Raw genomic sequence first — 22,298 nt, 5'->3', positions numbered from 1 at the left:
TCAGTTGGTGGTCGTGCGCTGGCGCCACCGCTGCAGGCTGTCCAGCTTCGCCTGGTAGCTCGCCCGCAGCGAGTCGGCATTCTCGCCCGACAGGTCGCGGGCGCGGGTCATTTCCAGCGATGCGTGCCGGGTGTCGCCGGCCAGGAAGTAGGCGCGCGCCAGCCCGAAGTGGAACTGGTGCGCGCTGCTGTAGAGACGAATCGCACGCTGGTAGTAGTCGATGGCCTGCGCATAGTCGTGGCGTTGTTCGGCCTCGTTGCCCAGCCGGAACTGCGCGAACGGGTCAGCCTTCTGTACCTGCTGGAGGCGGGCGGCCAGGCGATCGGCGCGACGCGCGTCGCCCAGCCGCCGGTACAGCGCGCTGGCATTGGTGAGTGCCGCCACATGCCGCGGCTGGATCTGCAGGGCCTTCTCGTAATCCTGGCGCGCCTGGTCCAGCCGACCCAAGCGGGTGTCGAGCACCCCCATGTTGTTCCAGCCGGCCGGAAACTCCGGTGACATGGCCAGGGCGGCATCCAGGTAGGCGCGCGCCTGCGCGGTGTTGCCGTCGGCCATCTGCGCCGCGCCGCGGTTGTTGTAGAAATGCGCCAGTGCGCGCTGCTGGGTGATCGGGCGCGGCCCGTAGCGGTCGTACAGCACGTTGCGGTCCAGGTCGACCACGGCGGTGCGTCCGTTGAGGTTCAGCCCGACATTGACGTGGCCGACGTTGTAGATCACGCCTTCGTCCTGGTGCCAGGTGACCACCTGCGCCACTTCCTGCACGCGTGCATCGATCCCGGCGGCGCGTGCAAGGGTCACGAACATCAGGGTGAACGACAGGCAGTTGGCGCGATGGGTCTGCCAGGTTTCGGCCAGGGTGTGGGTGGCGTAGGGGTCGTACTCCAGGTGCATGCCGTCTTCGTCGAAGATCAGGTGCACCAGCCGCTCAAGCCGCTGCTCGCGCGAATTGGCGGCCGCAATGACCCGCTGCTGCAGCAACGCGCGCAGCTCGGGCGGGATGGCCAGGATCTGCTCGGGGGAGGGCACCGGCCGCACGGCCACGTCCAGCGCCGCGGCGGGGGCGGTGGCTGGCGGCGCCACCGCCAGGGCAGGACACGCAGCAGACGCCAGCAGGGCCAGCAGGGCAAGGGATTTCCAGCCGTTCATCGCGGTCACCTCGCAGGGATGACGGAGCATTCGTGAGTTCAGTCTAGGCCCGGTCGCGCCGATCCGCGCGCCGCTTGTCGGGCTGCCGCGCCCATGGTCGTGCTTGCCATCGGCCCCGGCCCCGGCCAATGATGCGGCCATGACCTTCGCACCGCTCTCCCTGCCGGCGGCCATGCAGGCCGACCTGGAAGCCGCCTACGCGGCGCCGCCCCGGGCGTATCACGGCTACGCGCATGTGCGCGCCGTGCTGGAGCACTGCCAGGCCGTCGCCGACGGGCCCGGTTGGCAGCACCCCCGCGAAGTGCAGCTGGCCGCGCTCTATCACGACGCCATCTATGACGCCGGGCGCAAGGACAATGAAGCGCGTTCGGCGGCACTGGCACTGGCGCAGATCGAGCGCTGGCTGCCCGGCGCGGGCGTGGACGGGCCACGCGTGGAGCAGCTGATCCTGCTGACCGCCCGACACGGCATGCTAGGCGCCGGCGACGTTGACCCGGAAGCGGCGCTGTTCCTGGATTGCGACATGGCGATCCTGGGCGCCCCGGCCGAGGTGTTCGACGCGTACGACCGGGGCATTGCCGAAGAGTATGCCGGGCATGTCCCGGGCTTCCTGTTCCGGCTCAACCGGCGGCGCTTCCTCAGCCACCTGCTGCGCAGCCCGCGGATCTTCCTGAGCGAGTTCTTCCACCAGCGGCTGGACGCCGCCGCGCGCGCCAACCTGCGCCGCCGGCTCGGGCGCTGAAGCGGGTCGCTTACACTGGGCGCATGCCCGTGCCCCTGCCTACCTCCGCCGCCGACCCGGATCCGCGCCCGATCGCACCGGAAGAGCCCGGCCCCAATGAATGCTGCGGCAGCGGCTGTCCGCTGTGCGTGCTCGACCTCTACAGCGACGAACTGCAGCGTTACCGCAGCGAATTGGCCGCCTGGCGGCAGCGCCACCCCGAGGCCGAGCCGTGAGTGACGCGCCGCGCGTTCGCCTGCCCCTGCATGCCCATGTTGCGCAGCTCGCGCTGCTGGCGCTGGCCGGGTTCGTGCTCATCGCCCTGTGGACGCAATGGGCGCGACAGGACCTGGACTGGGTGCAGGCCACCCTGAGCCTGTACCTGCACGGGCCGTGGGGCCTGGCGCTGCGCACCGCCTACTGCGTGCTGGCGGTGGCAATCATGCTGCTGGCCTGGTCGCTGTACACGGCCAGCCGCTCGCCCCGCCGCAGTGCGGCCGCACCGCTGCTGTTCTGCGTTGCCGGACTGGGCCTGATGGGCGTGGCGATCGGCGACAGCTGGCTGCCGGAGCAGGCACCGCTGCTGGCGCCGCTGGTGCATGGCGTTGCCGCCAACACCGCCTTCCTGTGCGTGAGCGTGGCCATGCTGCTGCAGAGCTGGTACCTGCGCGCCGACCCGCAGTGGCATCGCTGGGCCGGTCCCGCCTGGTGGTGGGCGTGGCTGTGCTTCGCGCTGCTGTGGCTGCACGTGCTGTGGCGCGGACCGCCGCGCGGTGCCGGGCAGAAGCTGGTGATCGCCGCTGTGGTGCTGTGGCTGGTCGTGGCGGCGCTGCAGTCGTGGCGCCAGGCGCGCCGCGCCGCAGTGGCTGCGGCTTCCAGGGGCTGATACAGCAGCCAGTCTGTGTACATGCCGTACGCAGGGGACAGGCGTATCGTGGGGCCACTTTTCCAGGATGCGTGACGATGCGGCGAGCCAGTGTGGGCAGGGCGGTGGGCGTGGTGATGGGCATGGCGTCGTTGTTGGGCGCGCTGCCGGCCTCGGCGGCACCGCAGCAGGTCAGTCACGGACGCTTCCAGGACATCCCGGTTTATGCCCCGGACGGCCACCCGCAGCGCGTGGTGATCTGGTTCGATGGCGGCCATGACGCCGCGCGTTCGCAGCAGCGCCTGGACGCCCTGCGCGCGCAGGGTGCGCTGGTCGCGCAGGTGGACGTGGCCCGACTGCGCAAGGCACTGGCGGCGGAAGGTGGCGGCAGCTGCTCGTTTGGTGCGGGCGACGTGGAAAACTTCTCGCGCTGGGTGCAGGCCTACCTGCATGTGCCCGGCTACCACCTGCCGCTGATCGGCGGCGACGGCAGCGGCGCCGAGCTGGCCTATGCAGTGGCCGCGCAGGCCGACACGCAGATATTCGCCGGCCTGGTCACCACGGGCTTCTGCCCGGACCAGGCGCGCGAACGTGCGGTCTGTGGCGCCGGGGTCAGCCACGGTCGCCTGCAGCCGGCCGAACTGAGTTTTCCCTGGTTGAACGCGGCTGGCGATCACCACTGCGCCGCCGGCGACGCTGCCGCCTTCGTACGCCGCGTGGACATGGGGCGTCAGTTCCAGCGCACCGCTAGTGGCTCCGACCTGCCGGGCCTGCAGGCCGCCGTGCAGGTGATCGGTGCGCAGAAGGGCATCAGCCTGGCGCCGCCGCCGGATGACCTGAAGGGGCTGCCGGTGGTGGAAGTGCCGTCGCGCACGCCGGGCGACACGCTGGCCATCTTCGTGTCCGGCGACGGCGGCTGGGCCGGCCTGGACAAGGACGTAGCGGCCGCGCTTGGCGAGGGCGGCGTCTCGGTGGTAGGCGTGGACTCGCTGCGCTACTTCTGGACCGCGCGCACGCCCGAAGGCTTTGCCCGCGACCTGGAGCGCATCGCGCAGCACTACGGTCGGCAGTGGCAGCGCAAGCGCCTGCTGCTGGTCGGCTTCTCGCAGGGCGCGGATGTGCTGCCGGCGGCGATCAACCAGCTGGATCCGGCCACGCGCGACTCGGTGGCATTGATCGGGTTGATGTCAGTCGGTCGCAAGGCCGACTACGAATTCCATGTCAGCAACTGGCTGGGCGGTGGCGGCGGTGGGCTGCCGATCGCGCCTGAAATCGCGAAGCTCCCGGCCGAACGCACGCTGTGCCTGTATGGCGAGAACGACGAGGACGCTCTCTGCCCGGAGCTGCCCAAGGGGCACGCCACGGTGATCGCGCTGCCCGGCGACCATCATTTCAAGGGCGACTATGACCGCCTGGCGAAGACGCTGCTTGAGCATCTTGGCCGGGCAGAGCCCGGCGCTACGGGCGCAGGTTCGGCGCGTTAGCCGGGCAGGGCCCGGCTCTACCCTTTGCGCGGGGAGAGTGAGATCAGGCGCGTGGCATCCAGCAGTGCCGCCGGCAGGTGCATGCCGCCGGGGGCGGCCAGGTAGCGGGCGCGCCACTGGGGGGCGAACTTGGACTTGAAGCGGCGCAGGCCGCTGAAGCCGTAGAAGCGCTCGCCGTGGCGGGCCACCACATTGGCGAAGCGGTTCCAGCGACCCGCCAGCCGGTGCTGGGCCAGGCCCGAGAGCGGCGCCATGCCCAGCGAGAAACGGTGGAAGCCGTTTTCGCGGCCCCACAGGAACAGCTCGATGAACAGGAAATCCATCGTGCCCTTGGGCGCGTCGTCGACGTGCCGCATCAGGTCCACCGACAGCTCATGCCCGGCCGGGGCCTGCCACAGGTTGGCGAACGCCACGATGCGACCTTCCGCTTCCACCACCGCCACCGGGAAACGGGCCAGGTAGGCCGGATCGAAACTGCCCAGCGAAAAGCCCTTTTCGTCGCCGGCCTTGTCGTCCAGCCACTGCTGCGAGACCACCGCCAGCGCGGGAATCAACGCCGCTACATCGGCGGGCGGCACCACGCGGAAGCTGAGTCCGCCGCGCTTGCCGCGGTTCCAGGCCTGGCGCAGCTCGGCGCGCTCACGCCCCTCCAGCCCGAAGTCCTGCAGCGGCACCATCGCTTCCTCGCCCAGCTTGACCAGGGTCAGGCCCAGGTCCAGATAGGTCTGCCAATACGCTTCGCCGACCTGGTAGAACACCGGGCGCAGGCCGAGCCGGTCGGCTTCCTCGCGGAAGCGCCAGATCAACGCCCGGGCCACCTCCGGCGGTCCCACCGGGTCGCCCATTGCGATCAATGAACCGCCATAGCGCTGCATCATCACGAAGCCGTGCCCGGCCGCATCGCGCAGGACTGCCTTGTCGGCGGTCAGCACCAGGCAGGCCTGGGTGTCCTGCGCTTCCTGCAGGATCGGCGCCAGTGCGTCCAGGGTCGCGCCGTCAGCCGCCGGCAACGGTGTGCGCGTGCTGTGCAGCAGCCGCGCCAGCCCGAAGATGGCCAGCGCGATCGCCACCACCAGCAACGCGCGCAGCGCACGCGGCGCGTTGCCCTGCGCGGCGAACTGCCACCACAACTCGTTCTGGTACTCCACGTGGCTGTACACGAAGAACAGCAGCCAGATCACCGCCACCAGCACCAGCCCCAGGTTGCGGATCCACGGCCACGACCACGCTTCGTCCAGCAGCGCGCCCTGGCGGTAGAACTCGCGGCGCGAGGCCCACAGCGCCATCGCGACCAGTACCGAGGCCAGCGCGATCAGCACCTGGCCGCCGCGCAGCCAGATCGGCAGCGGCGCGATCACGCAGATCGCCAAGGCCAGCACCCACGCCGCATGACTGCGGCGCTGCAGGCCCTGGCCGATCAGCAGCAGCACCACACCGGCCAGGCTGCCGAGCAGGTGCGAGGTTTCCAGGATCGGCAGCGAGGCGTGCAGCAGGTGTCGGCGCGGCGTCGGCAGGGTGCCGTCGATCACCAGCGCCGCGCCGACGCTGAACACCGCCAGCGCGATGATCTGCGGCAGCCACGGGCGCAGCGCGGTCCAGCCGGCGCGGGTGGCACCCGCGCCCACCTTGAGCGGTCGGCGCAGCGCCGGCACCACCGCCAGCAGCGTCGCCAGCAGCAGCGGCAGCACGTAGTAGGTGACGCGGTAGATCAGGGCGGCCGCCAGCACGGCGGCCGGTGCCACCTGGGGCAACAGCTTGAGCAGGCTCCATTCGAACACGCCCAGCCCGGCCGGCACGCTGGAGATCAGCCCGGCCAGCACCGCAACCAGGTACAGCCCCACGAAGCCAGGCAGGCCGGTCGGAGTATCCATCGGCAACAGCACGTAGAACGCCGCGCTGGCCAGCACCAGCTCGACCACGCTGAGCGCGGTGACGCCGAGCATGGTGCGGCGGTCCGGCAGCCACAGCGCGTGCCCGCGGATGTGGAAGGTGCGGCCGTCGCGGCCGACCAGCACCACGGTGCCCACATACGCCAGCAGCGCGACGCCCCCCAGCACGCGTACCGCCTGTGCCGACACCGGCAGCGCCAGCGCCGCCGCACCGGGTTCGAGCAGGAACGCCAGCGCCAGCAGCAGCCAGGCGCCGAACACGAAGCCCAGCGTGCTCATCAGCACCACCTGGCCGATCTCGGCCAGGCTCAGCCCGGCACTGCCGTAACTGCGCAGGCGCACGGCGCCGCCGGTCAGCGCGGCAAAGCCCAGGGTCTGGCCCAGCGTGTGCGCCAGGAACGCGGTGATGCCCACGCGCGCGGGGTGCAGGCGTTTGCCGCTGCGGCGCAGGCCGATCGCATCGAACCCGATCAGGCAGGCGTAGCTGGCCAGGCCCAGCAACACGGCCAGCGCGACCTGGCCGGCGCCGAGCTGGTGGAATGCGTCGCGAATGGCACGGTAACCGTGATCGTCGAACTCATTGGCCAGGCCACGCAGGGCCAGTGCCAGGATCGCCAGGCTGAAGAGGATGGTCGCCGCGCGGCGCCAGCCAAGGCGGGACGAAGGGGCAGTGACGGAATCGGTCATCGAGGCAGCGGGTTCCGGCACGACACCGTGCCTTGCCGGGGAATCGTGCGCTTCCGGCCCGCCGTTGCCAAGCGGGGTGCGTGTGCGCGGTGTGGCGGCATCGGCGACAATGGCCGCACCATCACAGAGGAGTCCACGCCATGATCGAACGCTACGATGTCGGTCCGCGCATGTCCGAGATGACCGTGCACAACAAGGTCGCCTACCTCTCCGGGCAGATCCCCGAAGACACCAGCCAGGACATCACCGGCCAGACCCGCCAGGTGCTGGAAGAGATCGACAAGCTGCTGGCGCTGGTGGCCAGCGACAAGCAGCACGTGCTGCGCGCCGAGATTTTCCTCGCCGACATGGCCGATTTCGCCGGCATGAACGCCGCGTGGGACGAATGGGTGGTTCCGGGCATGACTCCGGCCCGCGCCACCGTGGAAGCCAAGCTGGCCGACGCGGACTGGAAGGTCGAAATCGTGGTTACGGCCGCGCTTCCGTAACCAGCTCGATGCAATCCACCGGACACGGTGGAATGCACAACTCGCAGCCGGTACACAGATCCGCAATCACCGTGTGCATGTACTTGGCACCGCCCACGATCGCATCCACCGGACACGCCTGGATGCACTTGGTGCAGCCGATGCAGTCGGCCTCCACCACCCGCGCCACCTGCGCGGGCAGGTGCTGGCCGCGGCTGCGGTCGTAGGGCAGGGCCGGCACGCCCAGCACCTTCGCCAGTGCGCGCGCGCCGGCATCGCCACCGGGCGGGCAATGGTCCACGCCCGCGTCGCCACGCGCCATCGCCTCGGCATACGGGCGGCAGCCGTCGAAGCCGCATTGCCCGCACTGGGTCTGCGGCAGCAACCGATCGAGGCGTTCGACAAGCGCGATCATTTCAGCAGCTTGCCGCGATACCAGCGCTCATGGGCGAGGGCCAGCATCGGGCGGTCTTCCCGGCTGTCGCCGTAGGCGTGGATGCGCAGGTAGCGCGACAGGTCGTAGCGGCGGCGGATCCGTTCGGCCTTGCGCGGGCCCAGGTCGCCGTCGGCGTAGCGGCCGGTCAGCCGCCCGTCCCTGCCTTCCAGCCGGTTGCACAGCATCTCCACGCCCATGCTTTCGCACCACGGGCGCAGGTACAGGTCCAGCGAGCCGGACACCACCACCACGGTGTGGCGCTGCTGCTGATGCCAGCGGATCTGCTCGAGCATCTTCGGATGCACCACGCCAGGCAGCACGTCGCGCGCGAAGCCGGCGGCCTGGGCGGCGATGTCGTCGCCATGCCGGCCGCGCATCACCAGCCAGGTGACGCGCGCGCGGATGCGCTCGGCCGAGATCAGCTTAAGCCGATACGCCAGCAGCCACGGTCCGACCTTCCACCAGGCATGCGCCAGTTGTTCCGGCGTGGCCACCCGGCGCAGGAAACGCGCATAGGTGTCGCAGTCGGTAATGGTGTTGTCGAAGTCGAACAGCGCCAGTTCCACGGTGTTACCGGACCGGCATGCCCGGCAGCGCGCTGCTGTCGGCGTCCAGCAGCGCCAGCGCGCCACCGTCGAAACCGGCCGACAGGATCATGCCTTCGCTCAGGCCGAAGCGCATCTTGCGCGGGGCCAGGTTGGCGATGAACACCACGCTGCGGCCGACCAGCTTTTCCGGCTCGCCGTAGCTGGCGCGGATGCCGGAGAAGATCTGGCGCGTGCCGAGGTCGCCGGCGTCCAGTTCGAAGCGCAGCAGCTTGTCCGAGCCGTCCACGAACTCGCAGGCCAGCACCTTGCCGATGCGCAGGTCGAGCTTGGCGAAGTCGTCGATGCCGATGTAGGCCGGGCCTTCGGCAGTGGCGGCAGCGGGCGCTGCGGCCGGTGCAGCGGCGGGCGCTGCCGGCTTGGCCGGCTTGACCGGGGCGGCAGGCGCGGGGGCGGCGAGGGTGTCCTTGGAAGCGTCGGTCATGGCGTCAATCATTTTCGGGTCGATACGGGTGAACAGCGGGCTGTACACGGCGATGGTGTGGGCCAGCAGCGGCGAGGCAATGTCGGTCCAGCGCTGCACCGGCGCGGCCAGGAAGGCCTCGGTCTGCGTGGCGGTGGCCGGCAGCACCGGCTTGAGCGCGGTGACCAGCACCCGGAACAGGTTCAGGCCCTGGGTGCAGACCGACTGCAGCTGCGCGTCGGCGCCATCCTGCTTGGCGATCACCCACGGCTTCTGCTCGTCGATGTAGCGGTTGGCTTCGTCGGCCAGCGCCATGGTCAGGCGCAGCGCGGCCGCCGGATCGTTGCGCTCATAGGCTTCGCGCACCGGTGCCAGCGCCGCGACGAAGCGGTCGTACTGGGCGGCATCGGGCAGCGCGTCGGCCAGGCGGCCCTCGAAGCGCTTGCTGATGAAGCCGGCGCAGCGGCTGGCCAGGTTGACGAACTTGCCGACCAGGTCGGCATTGACCCGCGCGATGAAGTCGCCCAGGTTCAGGTCCAGGTCGTCCACGCCGCCGGAGGACTTGGCGGCGAAGTAGTAGCGCAGCGCCTCCGGTTCCAGCCCGGCGTCCAGGAAGGTGCGGGCCATCACGAAGGTACCGCGCGACTTGGACATCTTGGCGCCGTCCACGGTCAGGTAGCCGTTGACGTGCAGGCGGGTCGGCGCGCGGTGGCCGGTGCCGTGCAGCACCGCCGGCCAGAACAGGCCGTGGAAGTTCACGATGTCCTTGCCGATGAAGTGGTGCAGCTCGGTGCTGGTGCCGGCGCGCAGGTGCGCGTCGAAGTCCTCGCCGGTCTTCGCGCACAGCGCCTGGAAGCTGGACAGGTAGCCGATCGGCGCGTCCAGCCACACGTAGAAGTACTTGCCCGGGTGGCCGGGAATCTGGAAGCCGAAGTACGGTGCATCGCGCGAGATGTCCCACGCGCGCAGGCCGCCCTCGGCGTTGAGCCACTCGCCCAGCTTGGCCTTCACGCCGGGCAGGGCCACATCCTCGGCCAGCCACTCGCGCAGGAAGCCCTCGAAGCGGCCCACTTCAAAGAAGAAGTGCTCCGAATCGCGGATTTCCGGGGTCGCACCGGAGATCACCGAACGCGGGTCCTTCAGCTCGGTCGGTGCGTACGTGGCGCCGCACACTTCGCAGTTGTCGCCGTACTGGTCGGCGCTGCCGCAGTTCGGGCAGATGCCCTTGATGTAGCGGTCGGGCAGGAACATGCCCTTGGCCGGGTCGTAGAACTGGGCCACCGAACGGCGCGTGATGTGGCCTTCCGCCTCGAGCTTGAGGTAGAACGCTTCGGTCAGCGCTTTGTTGCCGGCCGAGTTGGTCGAGTCGTAGTGGTCGAAAGCGACACCGAACGCGGCGAAATCGCGCTCGTGGCTGGCCTGGATGTTGGCGATGAACGCCTCCGGGGTCACTCCGGCCTTTTCCGCGGCCAGCATGATCGGGGTGCCGTGGGTGTCGTCGGCGCACACGAACCAGGTCTTGCCGCCGCTCATTCGCCGCGCGCGCACCCAGATGTCAGCCTGGATGTAGCCGACCAGGTGGCCCAGGTGCAGCGGGCCGTTGGCGTAGGGCAGGGCGGTGGTGACGAGAGCGGTGCGGGTCATGGTCTGCGTGGGTGCCGGGGGAACGCGGGATTATCGCATGCTCCCCGCAAAGACGAAGGGCCGCAGCGGTCAACCCGCTGCGGCCCCATGTCGTTGATCCTGCGGGGTTTGCGCTTACTCGCGGACCCAGGTCTGGGCGCGGCAGATGAAGGCCACGCAGCCGGACATGTCCAGCTTCTTGCCGCCCTGGTGCAGTTCCACCTTGGACTTGTAGGTCTTGCCGTTGGCCGGGTCCAGCACGGTGCCGCCGGCCCACTTGTGGTCGCCGTCCGGCTTCAGGTTCCACAGGATGGTCATGCCCTTCACCGGCTTGCCCTTGTTGGCGCCGCTGCAGTCGTCGCAGACCGGGTTCGGGCCCTTGTCCGACTTCAGCACTTCCACCACCTTGCCGCTGAGGGTGCCGTTGGTGGCCTGGGTGATTTCCACGATCGACTTCACCTGGCCGGTCTTGTCGTCGATGGTCTTCCAGCGGCCCACCGCGCTGTCGGCAGCCGAAGCGGACATGGCGGCCATCACCAACGGCAGCGCCAGCAGCAGGGTCTTGAACGTCTTGCGCATGTTTCCCCTCCCAGGGATGTACGTGGATGCCGGCGCTCGGCCGGGACAGCTGGACTGTATACCCATTCGCTCTGGTACGGAACGGAAGTTTTTCGCCGACTACAACCTATTCAGTTGACTTCGTAGAGTTCCAGTGGCAACCCGTCGGGGTCGGCGAAGAAGGTGAAACGCTGGCCGGTGTACTCGTCGGTGCGGATCGGTTCGCAGGCCACGCCCTCGGCGGCCAGGCGCTCGATCATCGGCTCCAGCGCCTTCACCTGGAACGCCAGGTGACGCAGGCCCTGCGCCTCCGGGCGGCTGGGCCGGGGCGGTGGCGCCGGGAACGAGAACAGCTCCAGCTGCCCGCCGTCGGGCAGCGCCAGGTCCAGTTTCCACGAGTCGCGCGCGGCGCGATGGTGCTCGGCCTTCACCGCCAGGCCGAGGATGCGCACGTAGAAATCGCGCGATCGGTCGTAATCGGCACAGATCAGGGCGACGTGGTGGATGCCGAGCAGCGGTGTCATGGGATCGATTCCTGGTGGCGCGAGCGCGCAACTGTCTGAGCGGGACCGATACAAATACTCCAACTCGCGTCGGCTTTCTAACTTCTTGTAAAGCCTTGCCCCGACCCCGTCTTCACCATGCAGCCCTTGTTGAAGGGAGGGGTCGGATGTACGTCATCGTCAATGCAGGGCAGGCGCCGGTCCAATTCAGCGCCGGTGGCCAGCGGGTGCGGCTCGCGGCCGGTGAGCGCCTGCTGCTGGCCGGCCTGCCGCTGCCGCGGGGCACCGGGCTGCAGGCGGTGGCGCTGGCCGGCAGCGGCATGGCCCGTGCGTTGGCCCACTACGATCACGCCTCCGGCCTGCAGCGTCCGGTCGGCGAGCCGCCGCCGCTGTGCTGGGTGGTGCCGGCCGCGCTGGATGTGCCGGACGTGGCGGCCGCGTGGCTGATTGGCCAGCTGGCGCGTGGCGCCGGGCAGGGCGACGACACCCCGGCGGCCTGCCTGCTGCGCCACCTAGCCCGCAGCGAAAGCTATGGGCTGATGCGCTTCCTGCTGGAGGAAGGCGGCGACAACACCGTTGCCGCACTGGCCGAGCGTTACGGCCTGTCCTCGGCCCAGTTCCACCGGCGCTGCCGGCAGGTCCTGGGGCGCCCGCTCAAGCGCGAGCTGCGCATCCAGCGCGCCGCGCGGGCGCTGCTCGCCTATCCCGGGCGCGCGCGCTCGTTCACCTACCTCGCGGCCGACCACGGCTACGCGTCGCTGTCGCATTTCTGCACCGACGTGAAATCGCTGATCGGCTGTTCTCCCCTTTCCGTCTACCGGGCCGTTCCGACGCCCAACGAGTGATCCATGCGTTCCCTGTCGTTGTTCCTGTTGTTGCTGTTCGTCAGCGCGCCTGCACTGGCGCAGACCCCGTTGGAAGGCACCGCGATCTCCGACCGCGCCGACCTGCCGCATGCCACCGGCTTCGTGTCGCGCGCCGACAGTGCCGACCACCTGCTCAATGCGATCGGCGCACGCGCGCGCCAGGCCGTGGTGATCAGCCCGAAGGCCCACAAGAAGAAAGTGTCCGGCAGCTTCGACCTGGCCCGTCCGTTCGACGTGCTGGCCAAGGTCACCGCCGAGCTGGGCCTGGTCTGGTACAGCGACAGCACCTCGATCTACGTGTACGACGCCAGCGAGCAGAAGAACGCGGTCGGCCGCCTGCGCTCGACCTCGGTGGCCACCCTGGCCGACTTCCTGCGCAAGGCGCGGCTGTCGGACGCGCGCTACCCGGTGCGCGGCGGCGGCGCCGACGGCACCTTCTACGTGGCCGGACCGCCGGTGTACGTGGACATCGTGCTCAACGCCGCGCGTTACCTCGACGACCTGTACGAAGGCGCCGACGCCAGCCCGCACCATGTGGAAGTGCTCAAGCTGGAGCACAGCTTCGTCAATGGTCGCCGCTTCGGCCTGCGCACCGCCGAAACCTCGCTGCCGGGCATGGCCGACGTGCTGGCCGGCGTGCTGCAGCTCGGCGACTTTGGTGCGGTGGTCAAGCAGCCGCCGCTGCCGGTCGACCCGGCCAGCATCACCGAAGAGCTGCTGCCCGCTACGCCGTCGCCGACTGCGGAGACGCAGCGCGTGGGCAGCGTGCCGCTCGGCCCGTCGCCGGCGGTGATCATGGCCTACGCCGAAACCAACAGCCTGATCGTGCGCGGCACCCTGGCCCAGATCGAACAGGTCAAGCGCCTGGTTGGTGAACTGGACGTGCCGCGCAAGCAGATCGAACTCTCGCTGTGGATCATCGACATCCGCAAGACCCAGCTCGACCGCCTCGGCGTCACCTGGAGCGGCGGCATCAACGTCGGCAACCGGCTCAAGATCGGCATCAACCAGTCCGGTTCGGTCAGCACCCTGGACGGCACCCGTTTCCTCGCCTCGGTGCAGGCCATGGCCAGCAAGGGCGACGCGCACATCGTCTCGCGCCCGGTGCTGCTCACCCAGGAAAACATCCCGGCCTACTTCGACAGCAACCAGACCTTCTACGCGCAGCTGGTGGGTGAGCGCGCCACCTCGCTGGAGCCGGTGACCTACGGCACGCTGATCAGCGTGCGGCCGCGCATTTCCAGCAGCAACGAAGTGGAAATGCAGCGGAAGATTGAAGACGGTGCGGCCGACACCAGCCGCCTGGTGGACACCCTGCCGCTGGTCAACCGCACCGTGATCGACACCGTCGCGCGCGTGCCGCAGGAGCTGAGCCTGCTGGTGGGTGGCTACACCCGCAGCCAGACCGACGTCGGGTATGCCGGCATTCCCGGACTGCGCCGTATTCCCGGCGTGGGCAAGCTGTTCGGCCAGGACAGCCAGTCGGCCGAAAACCTGGTGCGCGTGTTCCTGATCCAGCCGCGCCTGCTCAACGGCAGCGACCCGGTGGATACGTACCGCATGCCGGAGGTCTACGGCCGCGGCGTGGGCGAAGCCGTGCACGACACGTTCCGCGCGCTGCACCCGGGCTTCAACGCTGTGGAGGGCGCGCATGGCACTGCCGGCCATTAATCGACCGCAGACCGCACCGCTGCCGATCACGCCGCGCCAGGCCACCGCGCAGGGCGACCGTGACGACGCATCGCGCGACATCATGGCCGCGTCGGGCAAGCCGTCGCGCCCGGGCATGCTCAGTACGGCGTTGTCCATGCAGGACGACCTCGGCGCACTCGTTGCCTCGCTGCAGCGCCGCCGCGACGGCCAGCAGACCAGCGGCAGCAGCGAATCGCAGGCGTGGATCGACCACGTGCTGGACGACGAGGTGTACGGCAAGGTCAGCAACCTGCGTGCGTTGCTCGACGGCATGCGCAGCCCGGTGCAGTTGCTTGCCCTGCTCAAGCAGTTCTTCCCGGACCCCAGCGACATGCTGGCCGTGCTGCGTTCGCTGCTGGCCGACGATGAACTGGACGAGGTCCGTGAGCTGCTGCAGCAGGCCATGGAGCAGCTGCTGGCCGAACAGGCGGCGCTGGGGCAGGGCGCGGCCCTGCGCGGCGGCGTGAATGTCGCGGTCAAGGCGCGCCTGGCCGCGCGCGGCAGCCAGTTTTCCGCACGTGCGCTGCGCCAGAGCTACCGCGACTTCATCGGCAACCACCAGGACTGCGTGGGCGAGTACGCGGGCTGGATCGCGCTGTACGGCTTCGAGCGCCGCGCCCAGGTGGTCGATTTCATGGAACAGGCGCTCGGCGCGGACATGTATTCGCTCGACCCCAGTGCCTCGCACCTGGAATTCGGCCGCCTGCTGCGCCAGGTGCGCAACCTGGCGGTGCTGCGCTCCACCGACCAGCTGCTGGTCCAGGAAGCCACCCGCGACCGCCTGCTGGCACGGCTGTCCACCACCGCCGAAGCGGTGGTCGGCGGCCTGCTCGACGTGGTGCGCGGCCTGCAGGACTGGGCTGGACTGTTTGCCGGGCCGCTGGCCGATGCGCGCGTGGCGCTGTCGGCGCCGGAGCGCGCGCGCCTGGTGCAGGCATTGCGACGCGCATTGGGCGGCCTGCCCGACGCGGTGTGGAGCGATGACGTGGCGCGCGAGCGCGCGGTGCAGTCCCTGGAGGTCGTGGTGGTGGAAAGCATGAAGCGCGAACGCTGGCAGGCCAGCCATGTCGCAGGGGTGAACGTATGAACAGCGTGACCAACACGAGCGCAACGGGCTTTGTCGCCCGCGCGCGTGGCGTGCTGCGCCCGGAGCTGGCGCTGGTTGTGCTGATGGCGGTGGTCGTGGCGATGTTGATCATCCCGCTGCCGACCTTCCTGGTCGACCTGCTGATCGGCCTGAACATGGCCGTGGCGATCATCATCTTCCTGAGCTCGTTCTATGTCGAGCGCATCCTCAACTTCTCCACCTTCCCCTCGGTGCTGCTGTTCACCACGCTGATGCGGCTGGCACTGTCGGTCAGCACCAGCCGCCTGATCCTGCTCGACGCCGACGCCGGCCAGGTCATCAGCGCGTTCGGCGACTTCGTGGTCGGCGACAACCTGGTGGTGGGTGCGGTGATCTTCGCGATCATCACCCTGGTCCAGTTCATCGTCATCACCAAGGGCTCGGAGCGTATCGGTGAGGTGGTGGCGCGCTTCTCGCTGGACGGCATGCCCGGCAAGCAGATGAGCATCGACGCCGACCTGCGCGCTGAAGCCATCACCTCCGAAGAAGCGCAGCGCCGCCGTCGCGACGTGGAGCGGGAAAGCCAGTTGTACGGCTCCTACGACGGCGCCATGAAATTCGTGAAGGGCGATGCCATCGCCGGCATCGTGATCGTGTTCGTGAACCTGTTCGGCGGTATCGCCGTCGGCATGCTGCAGCATGGCATGGCGTTCTCGCAGGCGCTCAACACCTTCACCCTGCTGACCATCGGCGACGGCCTGGTCGCGCAGATCCCCGCGCTGCTGATCTGCATCAGCGCCGGTTTCATCGTCACCCGGGTCAGCGGCGAGAGCAACAACCTGGGCGCCAACATCCTGGGCGAACTGTTCAACAGCAACCTGGTGCTGGGCACCGGTGCGGTGCTGGTGCTGCTGCTGGGCCTGCTGCCGGGCTTCCCGCTGCCGGTGTTCGCCGGCCTGGCAGTCGGCCTGGCCGCCATGCTGGTGTGGCGCCTGCGCCGTGGCGCCGCCGCAGAAGGCGACGCCGCTGCAGGCACCGGGTCCGGTGCTGCCGGTGCGCCGGCCGGGCAGGGCGACACCGCCGCCGCGCGCCTGACCAGCGAAACCCTGCCGCTGATCCTGCTGATGCCGCCGCCGCTGCATGAAGCGGGAGTTGCGGGGCAGTGGGAAGAACAGCTTCGCCATGACGCCTTCGTCAACACCGGCATGCAGCTGGCACCGCTGGTGCTGCGCAGCCATGAACCGGCGAAGGAGCACGAAGTAAAGGTGCTGATCAACGAGATCCCGGCCGCCAGCGCACACGTGGTGAGCGGGCATGTCCGGGTCTGGGGCCGACAGGACGAACTGGAGGCGCTGGACATGGGCCTGGTGGTGCCGCACGACGGCGGCAGTGCGCGCTGGGTGCTGGCCGAGTCCCACCAGGACGTGCGCGCGCTGGGCTGCGAAGTCTCCAGCGACTACGAGGAACTGCGCCGGCTGGTGCACGGCGCGGTGCTGCGCAACGTCGGCGAGCTGTTCGGCATCCAGGAAGCCAAGCATGTGCTGGACGCATTGGAAAAGCGCTTCCCCGAGCTGGTCAAGGAAACCTACCGGCACATGCCGATCCAGCGCGTGGCCGAAGTGCTGCAGCGCCTGCTCCGCGAAGACGTCTCCATCCGCAACATGAAGGTCGTGCTGGAAACCCTGGCGCAGTGGGGCCAGCGCGAGAAGGACGTGATCCTGCTGGTCGAACACGTGCGTGGCGCGCTGGCCCGCTACATCTCCGCGCGCTTCGCCCGCGACGGGCGCATCCCCGCGATCCTGGTGTCCAGCCCGGTCGAAGACCAGATCCGCGCCGGCATCCGCCAGAGCCAGGGCGCGGCCTACCTCAATCTCGAACCGGCCGAATCCGGCGAACTGATGGACCGCTTCGCCCTGCATGTCGGCGAAATCACCGCGCGCCGCCCCGACGTGGTGCTGATGGTGGCGCCGGACATCCGCCGCTTCGTCAAGCGCTTCATCGAAAACCGCCTTCCCGCGACCCCGGTGCTCTCGTTTGCCGAGATCTCCGACACGGTCACCCTTGATGTGATGAGAAGCATATGACCTCCCTGCTGGACACCCTCAACGCCGCCCTCCAGGAGCTGGGCTGCGACCCGTCGCGCTTCCAGTTCGACACCCATTCCTCCGTTGTGATGGGCTTTGCCGACGTGGGCGAGCTGCTGCTCGATCCGGTCGACGACATGGTCTATCTGTGGGGACGGCTGGACACCTCGCCGGCCGACCGCTTCAGCAACCGCGCCGACGAACTGCTGGCCGCGCTCTCGTCGCCGGCGGCGCATTTCGCCAACGGCTGCCTGGCCCTGCGCCAGCTCGACGAAGGCTGCCTGGTGGGCGGTGCGCTGCAGCCCGACTGCCGCCACGAGTCCAGCCTGCTGGCCTCGGCGATCGAAGGCTTCCACGCCCGCGTGCTCGAACTGCAGGGCATGCTGCGGTGACAGCGGCCGTGCCCTGCTGGCGGCCCTGTGCCACCCCGTTGGCGATGCGCGCAGGCGAACTGCGCGTGCCGCTGGCGGACGTGGCCGTGGGCGAGCACTGCCACGTGCGCCGTTCGGCCTGCGACGACCGTGTGCTGACCCACGGTGTGGTGACCCGGGTCGACCACGGCGTGGCCACCCTGGCCCTGATCGGCGCGCCGGTGCGGCTGGCCGCCGACGTCGTGGTGGCGGCCACCGGCCAGCCGCTGCAGGTGGCGCTGGGTACGCATCTGCTCGGCTGCGTGCTGGACGGCTTTGGCGAGGTGGTGGAACGGCTCCGCGACGGCGACCCGCTGGATACCCCGGGTGTGCCCGCGCCGGTGCAGGCGGCGCCGCTGGATTACCGCCAGCGGCGCGCGATAGAGGTGCCGTTTGCCACCGGCATCCGCGCGCTCGACGCACTGCTCACCGTTGGCGAAGGCCAGCGCATGGGCATTTTCGCGGCGGCCGGCTGTGGCAAGACCACGCTGGTGGAAATGCTGCTGGGCAATGCGGACTGCGACGTGCGCGTCGTGGCGCTGGTCGGCGAGCGCGGCCGTGAAGTGGCCTCGTTCGTCGACGCCATCCGCAATGGCCCGGCGGCTGCGCGCACCATCATCGTGCAGGCTACCTCCGATTCGTCGCCGGCCACGCGGGTCAACGCCGCCATGGTCGCCACCCGTGTTGCCGAGTACTTCCGCGACCAGGGCAGCCGCGTGCTGCTGGTGATGGATTCGGCCACCCGCTACGCACGTGCGCTGCGCGACGTGGCGTTGTCGGCCGGCGAACCCCCCGCACGCCGGGGCTTCCCGGCCTCGGTGTTCGAAGCGCTGCCGCGCCTGGTCGAACGCCCGGGCAACGCACAGTGCGGCAGCATCACCGCGTTCTACACGGTGCTGCTCGAAGACGACGCCGACCCCGACCCGGTCGGCGAAGAGGTCAAGTCGCTGCTGGACGGGCATGTGTACCTCAGCCCTAGGCTGGCCCAGCGCGGCCACTTCCCGGCCATCGACGTGCTGCGCAGCGCCAGCCGCCTGTACCCACAGCTCGCAACCGAGCGCCAGGCGGCTGCGGCCACCCGCGTGCGTGCGGTGATGGGCCGGCTCGACGACCTGCAGCTGCTGCGCGACATCGGCGAGTACCGCCCGGGCGTGCAGCCCGAACAGGACGACGCGATCGCGCGCGAACCCCGGCTGCTGGCATTCCTGCGCCAGCCGCTGCACGAACCGGTGGCGCTGGACGCCGCGCTGGAGGCCCTCGATGCGCTCGCCCGCTGACCCCGCCCGCCTGGCCTCGCTGCTCGAACACCGTGCGCAGCGCCTGCGGCGCGACGCGCAGGGCCAGGCCACGCAGGCCGCACACCACGACCGCGAAGCGCGCAGCCTGCGCAGCGCCGCCGACGAACGCCTGCAGCAGGCACAGCTGGGCGAAGAGCCCGGCCTCGACCGGCAGCGCCTGTTCGAGCGCCTGCGCGGCGTCGCCATCGCGCGCGCGCACGTCTTGGAGTGCGAGCTGCGTGCCAGCCACCTGCAGGAACAGGCGGCTGACGCGCGCGAACACGAGCAGCAGCTGCGCCAGGCCGCCGCCGGCAATCAATCACGCGCACGCCGGCTGCAGGCCGTCGGCACGCACCTCGACCAGCACCACCGCAAGGCACGCCTGCGTCGCCAGGACCGCCAGATCCAAGAGGAATACACATGTCGTTGAACATTCAAGACGCGCAGGGCGCGATGTCCGCCGTGGGCCCGGTGCAGCCGGTGCCATTGAGCGAACGCGTGCAGGCACGCCAGCCGCAGACCCGCCCGCAGGAGGCGTTCGAGGCCACGCTGGCTGATGTCACGCCGGTCGACCTGGAACTGCCGCCCACGCCTGACGACGCTGCGGCTGCCGTTGCGCGTGAGGCCATGACCCGACGTGATGATGGCGAGCGCAGCACGGCTGGTGCGACTTCGGGCGCGCCCCTGTTGGCGGGCGCCGTGCCCACGGTGACGCTGCCGGTGCCGATCTCCATGCTCGATACCCCGACGCCACGTTCGCGGCCGGGTACTCCTGCGCAGCCAACCACGCCGAAGGTGGTGCAGGGCGCGGTGCCGGTATCCGATGGTGCCAACGCACCTTCGGGTTCGAGTTCGGTTACGGTCCCGCCGTCGCCGTCGCCGTCGCCGTCGCCTGCCGTGACTGCGCCGCCGACTGCGAATCCAGCGACCGCAACTGCTCAGGCGTCTACGCCTGCAATCGCCGTGGTGCAGGGCGATGCAGCGAGTGCGCCCGCTACAGGAGCGGCCAGCGATGCCGCATCGACGACCGTCCAGGCACCACGCCCCGCGAAGCAGGCACACCGCGTCCCCGCTGCAGCCGCCGCTCAGGCGTCCGCCGTTTCGCCTGCGCCTACCGCGCGCAGCCAGCCGCCATCCGCGCCGATGCAGGCTGCAGGTGCGAAGCCCGGCCAAGCCGCCCCCGCAGCAGCGCAGTCGCCGTCCGACGACACGCCAACCCGCAGCGACGCCGCAGCGACGCCGATGGCGATCACCGCCCCCACCTCGACCGCGACGCAGTCAGAGACCGGCGCCGACAGCCAGTCGCTGGCCGACGCGCGCCGCGCCGACGCCAACGTCGGCACCCGCCAGCAGGTGCGGGCGGTGCGCCAGGCCGAGGCCCTCCAGTCCGCCATGGTCCAGCGCGCAGAAGCGGCCAGCCAGATCCAGGTGTCCTTCAGCAGCTGGGGCGCGGGGCACTCGGTCACTGCGCGTCTCGACGGCGGCCGCCTGCACATGCAGCCGTCGTCGGCGCGGGTGGGGCAGGCGCTGTCTGCGGCCGCCGTACCGGCCGGCGTTGAACTTCAGATCGCCGTGGACAGCACCGACACCGCCACCGACGAGCGTCGCCAGCGTCGCGGCGACCAGGGCCACGCATGAACGCAACGCGCTGGCCGTTTCCGGTCCTGACCGCGGCCGCAGTGGCGCAGGCCGCCATCGCCGCCGCGTGCGCACGCGCGGGCATCACCCCGGCGTGGCAGCCGTTGCCGGCGCGCGGCGCAATGCTGCGGTTCGACGTCAGTGGCCGTGGCGGCGACCTGCGCCTGGCAGTGCCGGCAGAGCAGTGGTGCCCGGCGATGCTGCCGGCCATGGCCGGCTTCGCCTGGTCAGAACTCTTGGACCGCAGCGCAGTGGACTGCTGGTTGCCCGACCAGCCCCTGCTCGAGATTGCCGCCGCACCGTTCCACGGCGCGACCGCCACCCTGCGCGAGGTGATCCCGGTGGGTGCGCTGGCGCTGGGCAGCGGCCCGCACCCCTGCCTGGAAACGGCACAGGGCCTGGCCTGGATCGAACGCGCCGACTGCGCCTCTGGCGCCGCGCTCGCGCCGGCCACCCAGGCGCTGCGCGTCCCGGTGGAACTGGGCATCGCACGCCTGCACCTGCCCATGCACCGCCTGCGCAGCCTGGCACCGGGCGCGGTGCTGCTGCTCGACCAGTTGCAGCCCGTCGCGCGCCACGCGCAGAGCCGCCTGTACTCCTTCGACTTCACCCTTGAGACCATTTCCGTGAATACACCCTTCGATTTCCTCGACGACGACGACGGCGGTACCGACATCGCCGCCGCTTCCGCTACCGCCGCGGCCAGCGCCGAAACTACCCACGGCATCGACATCCGGCGCCTGCCGGTTGCCGTGGACGTGGTGCTGTGCCAGCTGCAGCACGCCATCGGCGAGCTCGACGCACTGCAGCCGGGCACCGTGTTCAACCTGCCCGACGACGCCTGGAAGCACCTGCAGCTGCGCGTCAACGGCCAGCTCATCGCCCGCGGCGAACTGGTCCAGGTCGGCGACCAGCTGGGCATACAGCTGGCGCAGGCGCCCGTGCTGCCATGAACTTCGTCAACAACGACATCTCGCTGATCGCGGTCATGTCGATGGCCGCGATGCTTCCGTTCCTGATCGCGGCCGGTACCTGCTACCTCAAGTTCTCGGTGGTGTTCGTGCTGCTGCGCAACGGGCTCGGCCTGCAGCAGGTGCCCTCGAACATGGTGCTCAACGCGCTGGCGCTGATGCTGGCCTTCTACGTGATGCAGCCGATCGTGCAGAACATGTACGACGCCTACCTCGCGCTGGACGCGCCGCTCAACTCGGTCGCTGCCGTGGTCACCTTCCTGGAAAGCAGCCTCGACGGCTACAAGGTCTACCTGGCCACGTATTCCGACCCGGAACTGCTGAAGTTCTTCGAGCGCGCGCGGCACGTCGAGCCCGGCATGCCCGTACCCGACCTGGAGCCGCATGAGCGTTCGCTGTTCGCGCTGATGCCGACCTACGCCCTGAGCGAGCTGAAGGACGCCTTCCGCATCGGCTTCTACCTGTACCTGCCGTTCGTGGTGATCGACCTGGTGGTGTCCAGCGTGCTGCTGTCGCTCGGCATGATGATGATGAGCCCGGTGACCATCTCCGCGCCGATCAAGCTGATCCTGTTCGTGGCGATGGATGGCTGGAGCCTGCTTTCGCAGGGCCTGGTCCGCCAGTATCTCGACGTGCCGATGTAGCCATGGATTCCATCATGTTCATGGGCAACAAAAGCCTGATGCTGATCCTGCTGCTGTCGGCTGCGCCGGTCGCGGTGGCGACCATCGTCGGCCTGGCCATCGGTCTGTTCCAGACCGTCACCCAGCTGCAGGAGCAGACCCTTCCCTACGGTGCCAAGCTGCTGGCGGTGATCGCCTGCCTGCTGGTGCTGATGACCTGGATGAGCGCGCGCATGCTGGATTTCGCACGGCTGGCGCTGCACACCGCGCTGAACGGGTAGGGC

At 69.7% G+C, this 22,298-nt stretch carries 22 protein-coding genes and 1 pseudogene; 16 read left to right on the top strand and 7 right to left on the bottom strand.

The window, feature by feature from the left end:
* Nucleotides 1-1,176 (bottom strand): tetratricopeptide repeat protein, encoded by a 1,176-nt coding sequence (locus HGB51_RS05540; RefSeq protein ID WP_246233408.1) that lies wholly within the window; start codon nt 1,174-1,176, stop codon nt 1-3.
* A gap of 109 nt (nt 1,177-1,285) precedes the next feature.
* Here HGB51_RS05540 and HGB51_RS05535 point away from each other — a divergent pair, with 109 nt between their 5' ends.
* The 4 genes from HGB51_RS05535 to HGB51_RS05520 all read left to right on the top strand — a co-directional run bounded on the left by HGB51_RS05535 (nt 1,286) and on the right by HGB51_RS05520 (nt 4,216).
* Nucleotides 1,286-1,888, top strand: a complete 603-nt coding sequence (locus HGB51_RS05535) for an HD domain-containing protein (RefSeq protein ID WP_070206879.1) — start codon at nt 1,286-1,288, stop codon at nt 1,886-1,888.
* Between the two features lie 29 nt (nt 1,889-1,917).
* Entirely contained in the window at nt 1,918-2,103 is a 186-nt protein-coding gene (locus HGB51_RS05530) for an oxidoreductase-like domain-containing protein (protein ID WP_425505356.1), read from the top strand.
* Nucleotides 2,100-2,753: a DUF998 domain-containing protein gene (locus tag HGB51_RS05525; protein WP_171966689.1), complete on the top strand. Its 654-nt coding sequence runs from the start codon at nt 2,100-2,102 to the stop codon at nt 2,751-2,753. The genes HGB51_RS05530 and HGB51_RS05525 overlap by 4 nt, the downstream gene beginning before the upstream one ends.
* Nucleotides 2,754-2,830: 77 nt before the next feature.
* A complete protein-coding gene (locus tag HGB51_RS05520) occupies nt 2,831-4,216 on the top strand; it encodes a virulence factor family protein (protein WP_070206877.1) in 1,386 nt (461 codons plus the stop codon).
* 17 nt (nt 4,217-4,233) lie between these two features.
* Here HGB51_RS05520 and mprF read toward each other — a convergent pair whose 3' ends face one another.
* Complete coding sequence (gene mprF, locus HGB51_RS05515) at nt 4,234-6,792, bottom strand: bifunctional lysylphosphatidylglycerol flippase/synthetase MprF (RefSeq protein WP_070206901.1); 2,559 nt, start codon at nt 6,790-6,792, stop codon at nt 4,234-4,236.
* Nucleotides 6,793-6,932: 140 nt separating this feature from the next.
* Between mprF and HGB51_RS05510 the strand changes: the two genes are divergently transcribed.
* A complete protein-coding gene (locus HGB51_RS05510; protein ID WP_070206876.1) occupies nt 6,933-7,280 on the top strand; it encodes a RidA family protein in 348 nt (115 codons plus the stop codon).
* Here HGB51_RS05510 and rnfB read toward each other — a convergent pair.
* From rnfB to gloA2, 5 genes are all read right to left on the bottom strand, one after another.
* Nucleotides 7,261-7,674 (bottom strand): Rnf electron transport complex subunit RnfB, encoded by a 414-nt coding sequence (gene rnfB / locus HGB51_RS05505; RefSeq protein ID WP_070206875.1) that lies wholly within the window; start codon nt 7,672-7,674, stop codon nt 7,261-7,263. The genes HGB51_RS05510 and rnfB overlap by 20 nt on opposite strands.
* Nucleotides 7,671-8,261, bottom strand: a complete 591-nt coding sequence (locus HGB51_RS05500) for an HAD family hydrolase (RefSeq protein ID WP_070206874.1) — start codon at nt 8,259-8,261, stop codon at nt 7,671-7,673. Before HGB51_RS05500 ends, rnfB begins: the two co-directional genes overlap by 4 nt.
* A gap of 4 nt (nt 8,262-8,265) precedes the next feature.
* Nucleotides 8,266-10,347, bottom strand: coding sequence for a methionine--tRNA ligase (metG, locus tag HGB51_RS05495; protein WP_070206873.1), 2,082 nt, complete (start codon nt 10,345-10,347; stop codon nt 8,266-8,268).
* Nucleotides 10,348-10,461: 114 nt separating this feature from the next.
* The gene (locus HGB51_RS05490; protein ID WP_070206872.1) at nt 10,462-10,905 is read right to left on the bottom strand and encodes a DUF2147 domain-containing protein; all 444 of its coding nucleotides are present in this window, start codon (nt 10,903-10,905) and stop codon (nt 10,462-10,464) included.
* A gap of 110 nt (nt 10,906-11,015) precedes the next feature.
* Nucleotides 11,016-11,408, bottom strand: coding sequence for an SMU1112c/YaeR family gloxylase I-like metalloprotein (gene gloA2, locus HGB51_RS05485; protein WP_070206871.1), 393 nt, complete (start codon nt 11,406-11,408; stop codon nt 11,016-11,018).
* A gap of 146 nt (nt 11,409-11,554) precedes the next feature.
* Between gloA2 and HGB51_RS05480 the strand changes: the two genes are divergently transcribed.
* The 11 genes and pseudogenes from HGB51_RS05480 to sctS all read left to right on the top strand — a co-directional run bounded on the left by HGB51_RS05480 (nt 11,555) and on the right by sctS (nt 22,295).
* Nucleotides 11,555-12,232, top strand: a complete 678-nt coding sequence (locus tag HGB51_RS05480) for a helix-turn-helix domain-containing protein (RefSeq protein WP_070206870.1) — start codon at nt 11,555-11,557, stop codon at nt 12,230-12,232.
* 3 nt (nt 12,233-12,235) lie between these two features.
* Nucleotides 12,236-13,924 (top strand): type III secretion system outer membrane ring subunit SctC, encoded by a 1,689-nt coding sequence (gene sctC / locus HGB51_RS05475; RefSeq protein ID WP_070206869.1) that lies wholly within the window; start codon nt 12,236-12,238, stop codon nt 13,922-13,924.
* On the top strand, nt 13,905-15,032 hold the full coding sequence (gene sctW, locus HGB51_RS05470; protein ID WP_070206868.1) for a type III secretion system gatekeeper subunit SctW: 1,128 nt from the start codon (nt 13,905-13,907) through the stop codon (nt 15,030-15,032). The genes sctC and sctW overlap by 20 nt, the downstream gene beginning before the upstream one ends.
* Nucleotides 15,029-17,095, top strand: a complete 2,067-nt coding sequence (locus HGB51_RS05465) for an EscV/YscV/HrcV family type III secretion system export apparatus protein (RefSeq protein ID WP_070206867.1) — start codon at nt 15,029-15,031, stop codon at nt 17,093-17,095. Before sctW ends, HGB51_RS05465 begins: the two co-directional genes overlap by 4 nt.
* Nucleotides 17,092-17,487: an InvB/SpaK family type III secretion system chaperone gene (locus HGB51_RS05460; RefSeq protein WP_070206866.1), complete on the top strand. Its 396-nt coding sequence runs from the start codon at nt 17,092-17,094 to the stop codon at nt 17,485-17,487. Before HGB51_RS05465 ends, HGB51_RS05460 begins: the two co-directional genes overlap by 4 nt.
* A gap of 44 nt (nt 17,488-17,531) precedes the next feature.
* Nucleotides 17,532-18,782 (top strand): FliI/YscN family ATPase, encoded by a 1,251-nt coding sequence (locus HGB51_RS05455; protein ID WP_084738852.1) that lies wholly within the window; start codon nt 17,532-17,534, stop codon nt 18,780-18,782.
* The gene (locus tag HGB51_RS05450) at nt 18,766-19,212 is read left to right on the top strand and encodes a hypothetical protein (RefSeq protein WP_070206865.1); all 447 of its coding nucleotides are present in this window, start codon (nt 18,766-18,768) and stop codon (nt 19,210-19,212) included. Before HGB51_RS05455 ends, HGB51_RS05450 begins: the two co-directional genes overlap by 17 nt.
* On the top strand, nt 19,203-20,420 hold the full coding sequence (locus tag HGB51_RS05445) for a SpaN/EivJ family type III secretion system needle length determinant (RefSeq protein ID WP_141739052.1): 1,218 nt from the start codon (nt 19,203-19,205) through the stop codon (nt 20,418-20,420). Before HGB51_RS05450 ends, HGB51_RS05445 begins: the two co-directional genes overlap by 10 nt.
* Nucleotides 20,417-21,373, top strand: a complete 957-nt coding sequence (locus HGB51_RS05440) for a FliM/FliN family flagellar motor switch protein (RefSeq protein WP_070206863.1) — start codon at nt 20,417-20,419, stop codon at nt 21,371-21,373. The genes HGB51_RS05445 and HGB51_RS05440 overlap by 4 nt, the downstream gene beginning before the upstream one ends.
* A gap of 14 nt (nt 21,374-21,387) precedes the next feature.
* A pseudogene (locus HGB51_RS05435) lies at nt 21,388-22,035 on the top strand (EscR/YscR/HrcR family type III secretion system export apparatus protein); the annotation flags it as partial.
* Nucleotides 22,036-22,037: 2 nt separating this feature from the next.
* Nucleotides 22,038-22,295, top strand: coding sequence for a type III secretion system export apparatus subunit SctS (sctS, locus tag HGB51_RS05430; protein WP_070206861.1), 258 nt, complete (start codon nt 22,038-22,040; stop codon nt 22,293-22,295).
* The last annotated feature ends 3 nt before the right edge of the window (nt 22,296-22,298 follow it).

It is taken from the genome of Stenotrophomonas bentonitica (genome assembly GCF_013185915.1).
GTDB classification, from domain to species: domain Bacteria; phylum Pseudomonadota; class Gammaproteobacteria; order Xanthomonadales; family Xanthomonadaceae; genus Stenotrophomonas; species Stenotrophomonas bentonitica.
The sequence above is the reverse complement of the archived record's forward strand: the minus strand, read 5'-3'. Positions and strand labels throughout refer to the sequence as shown.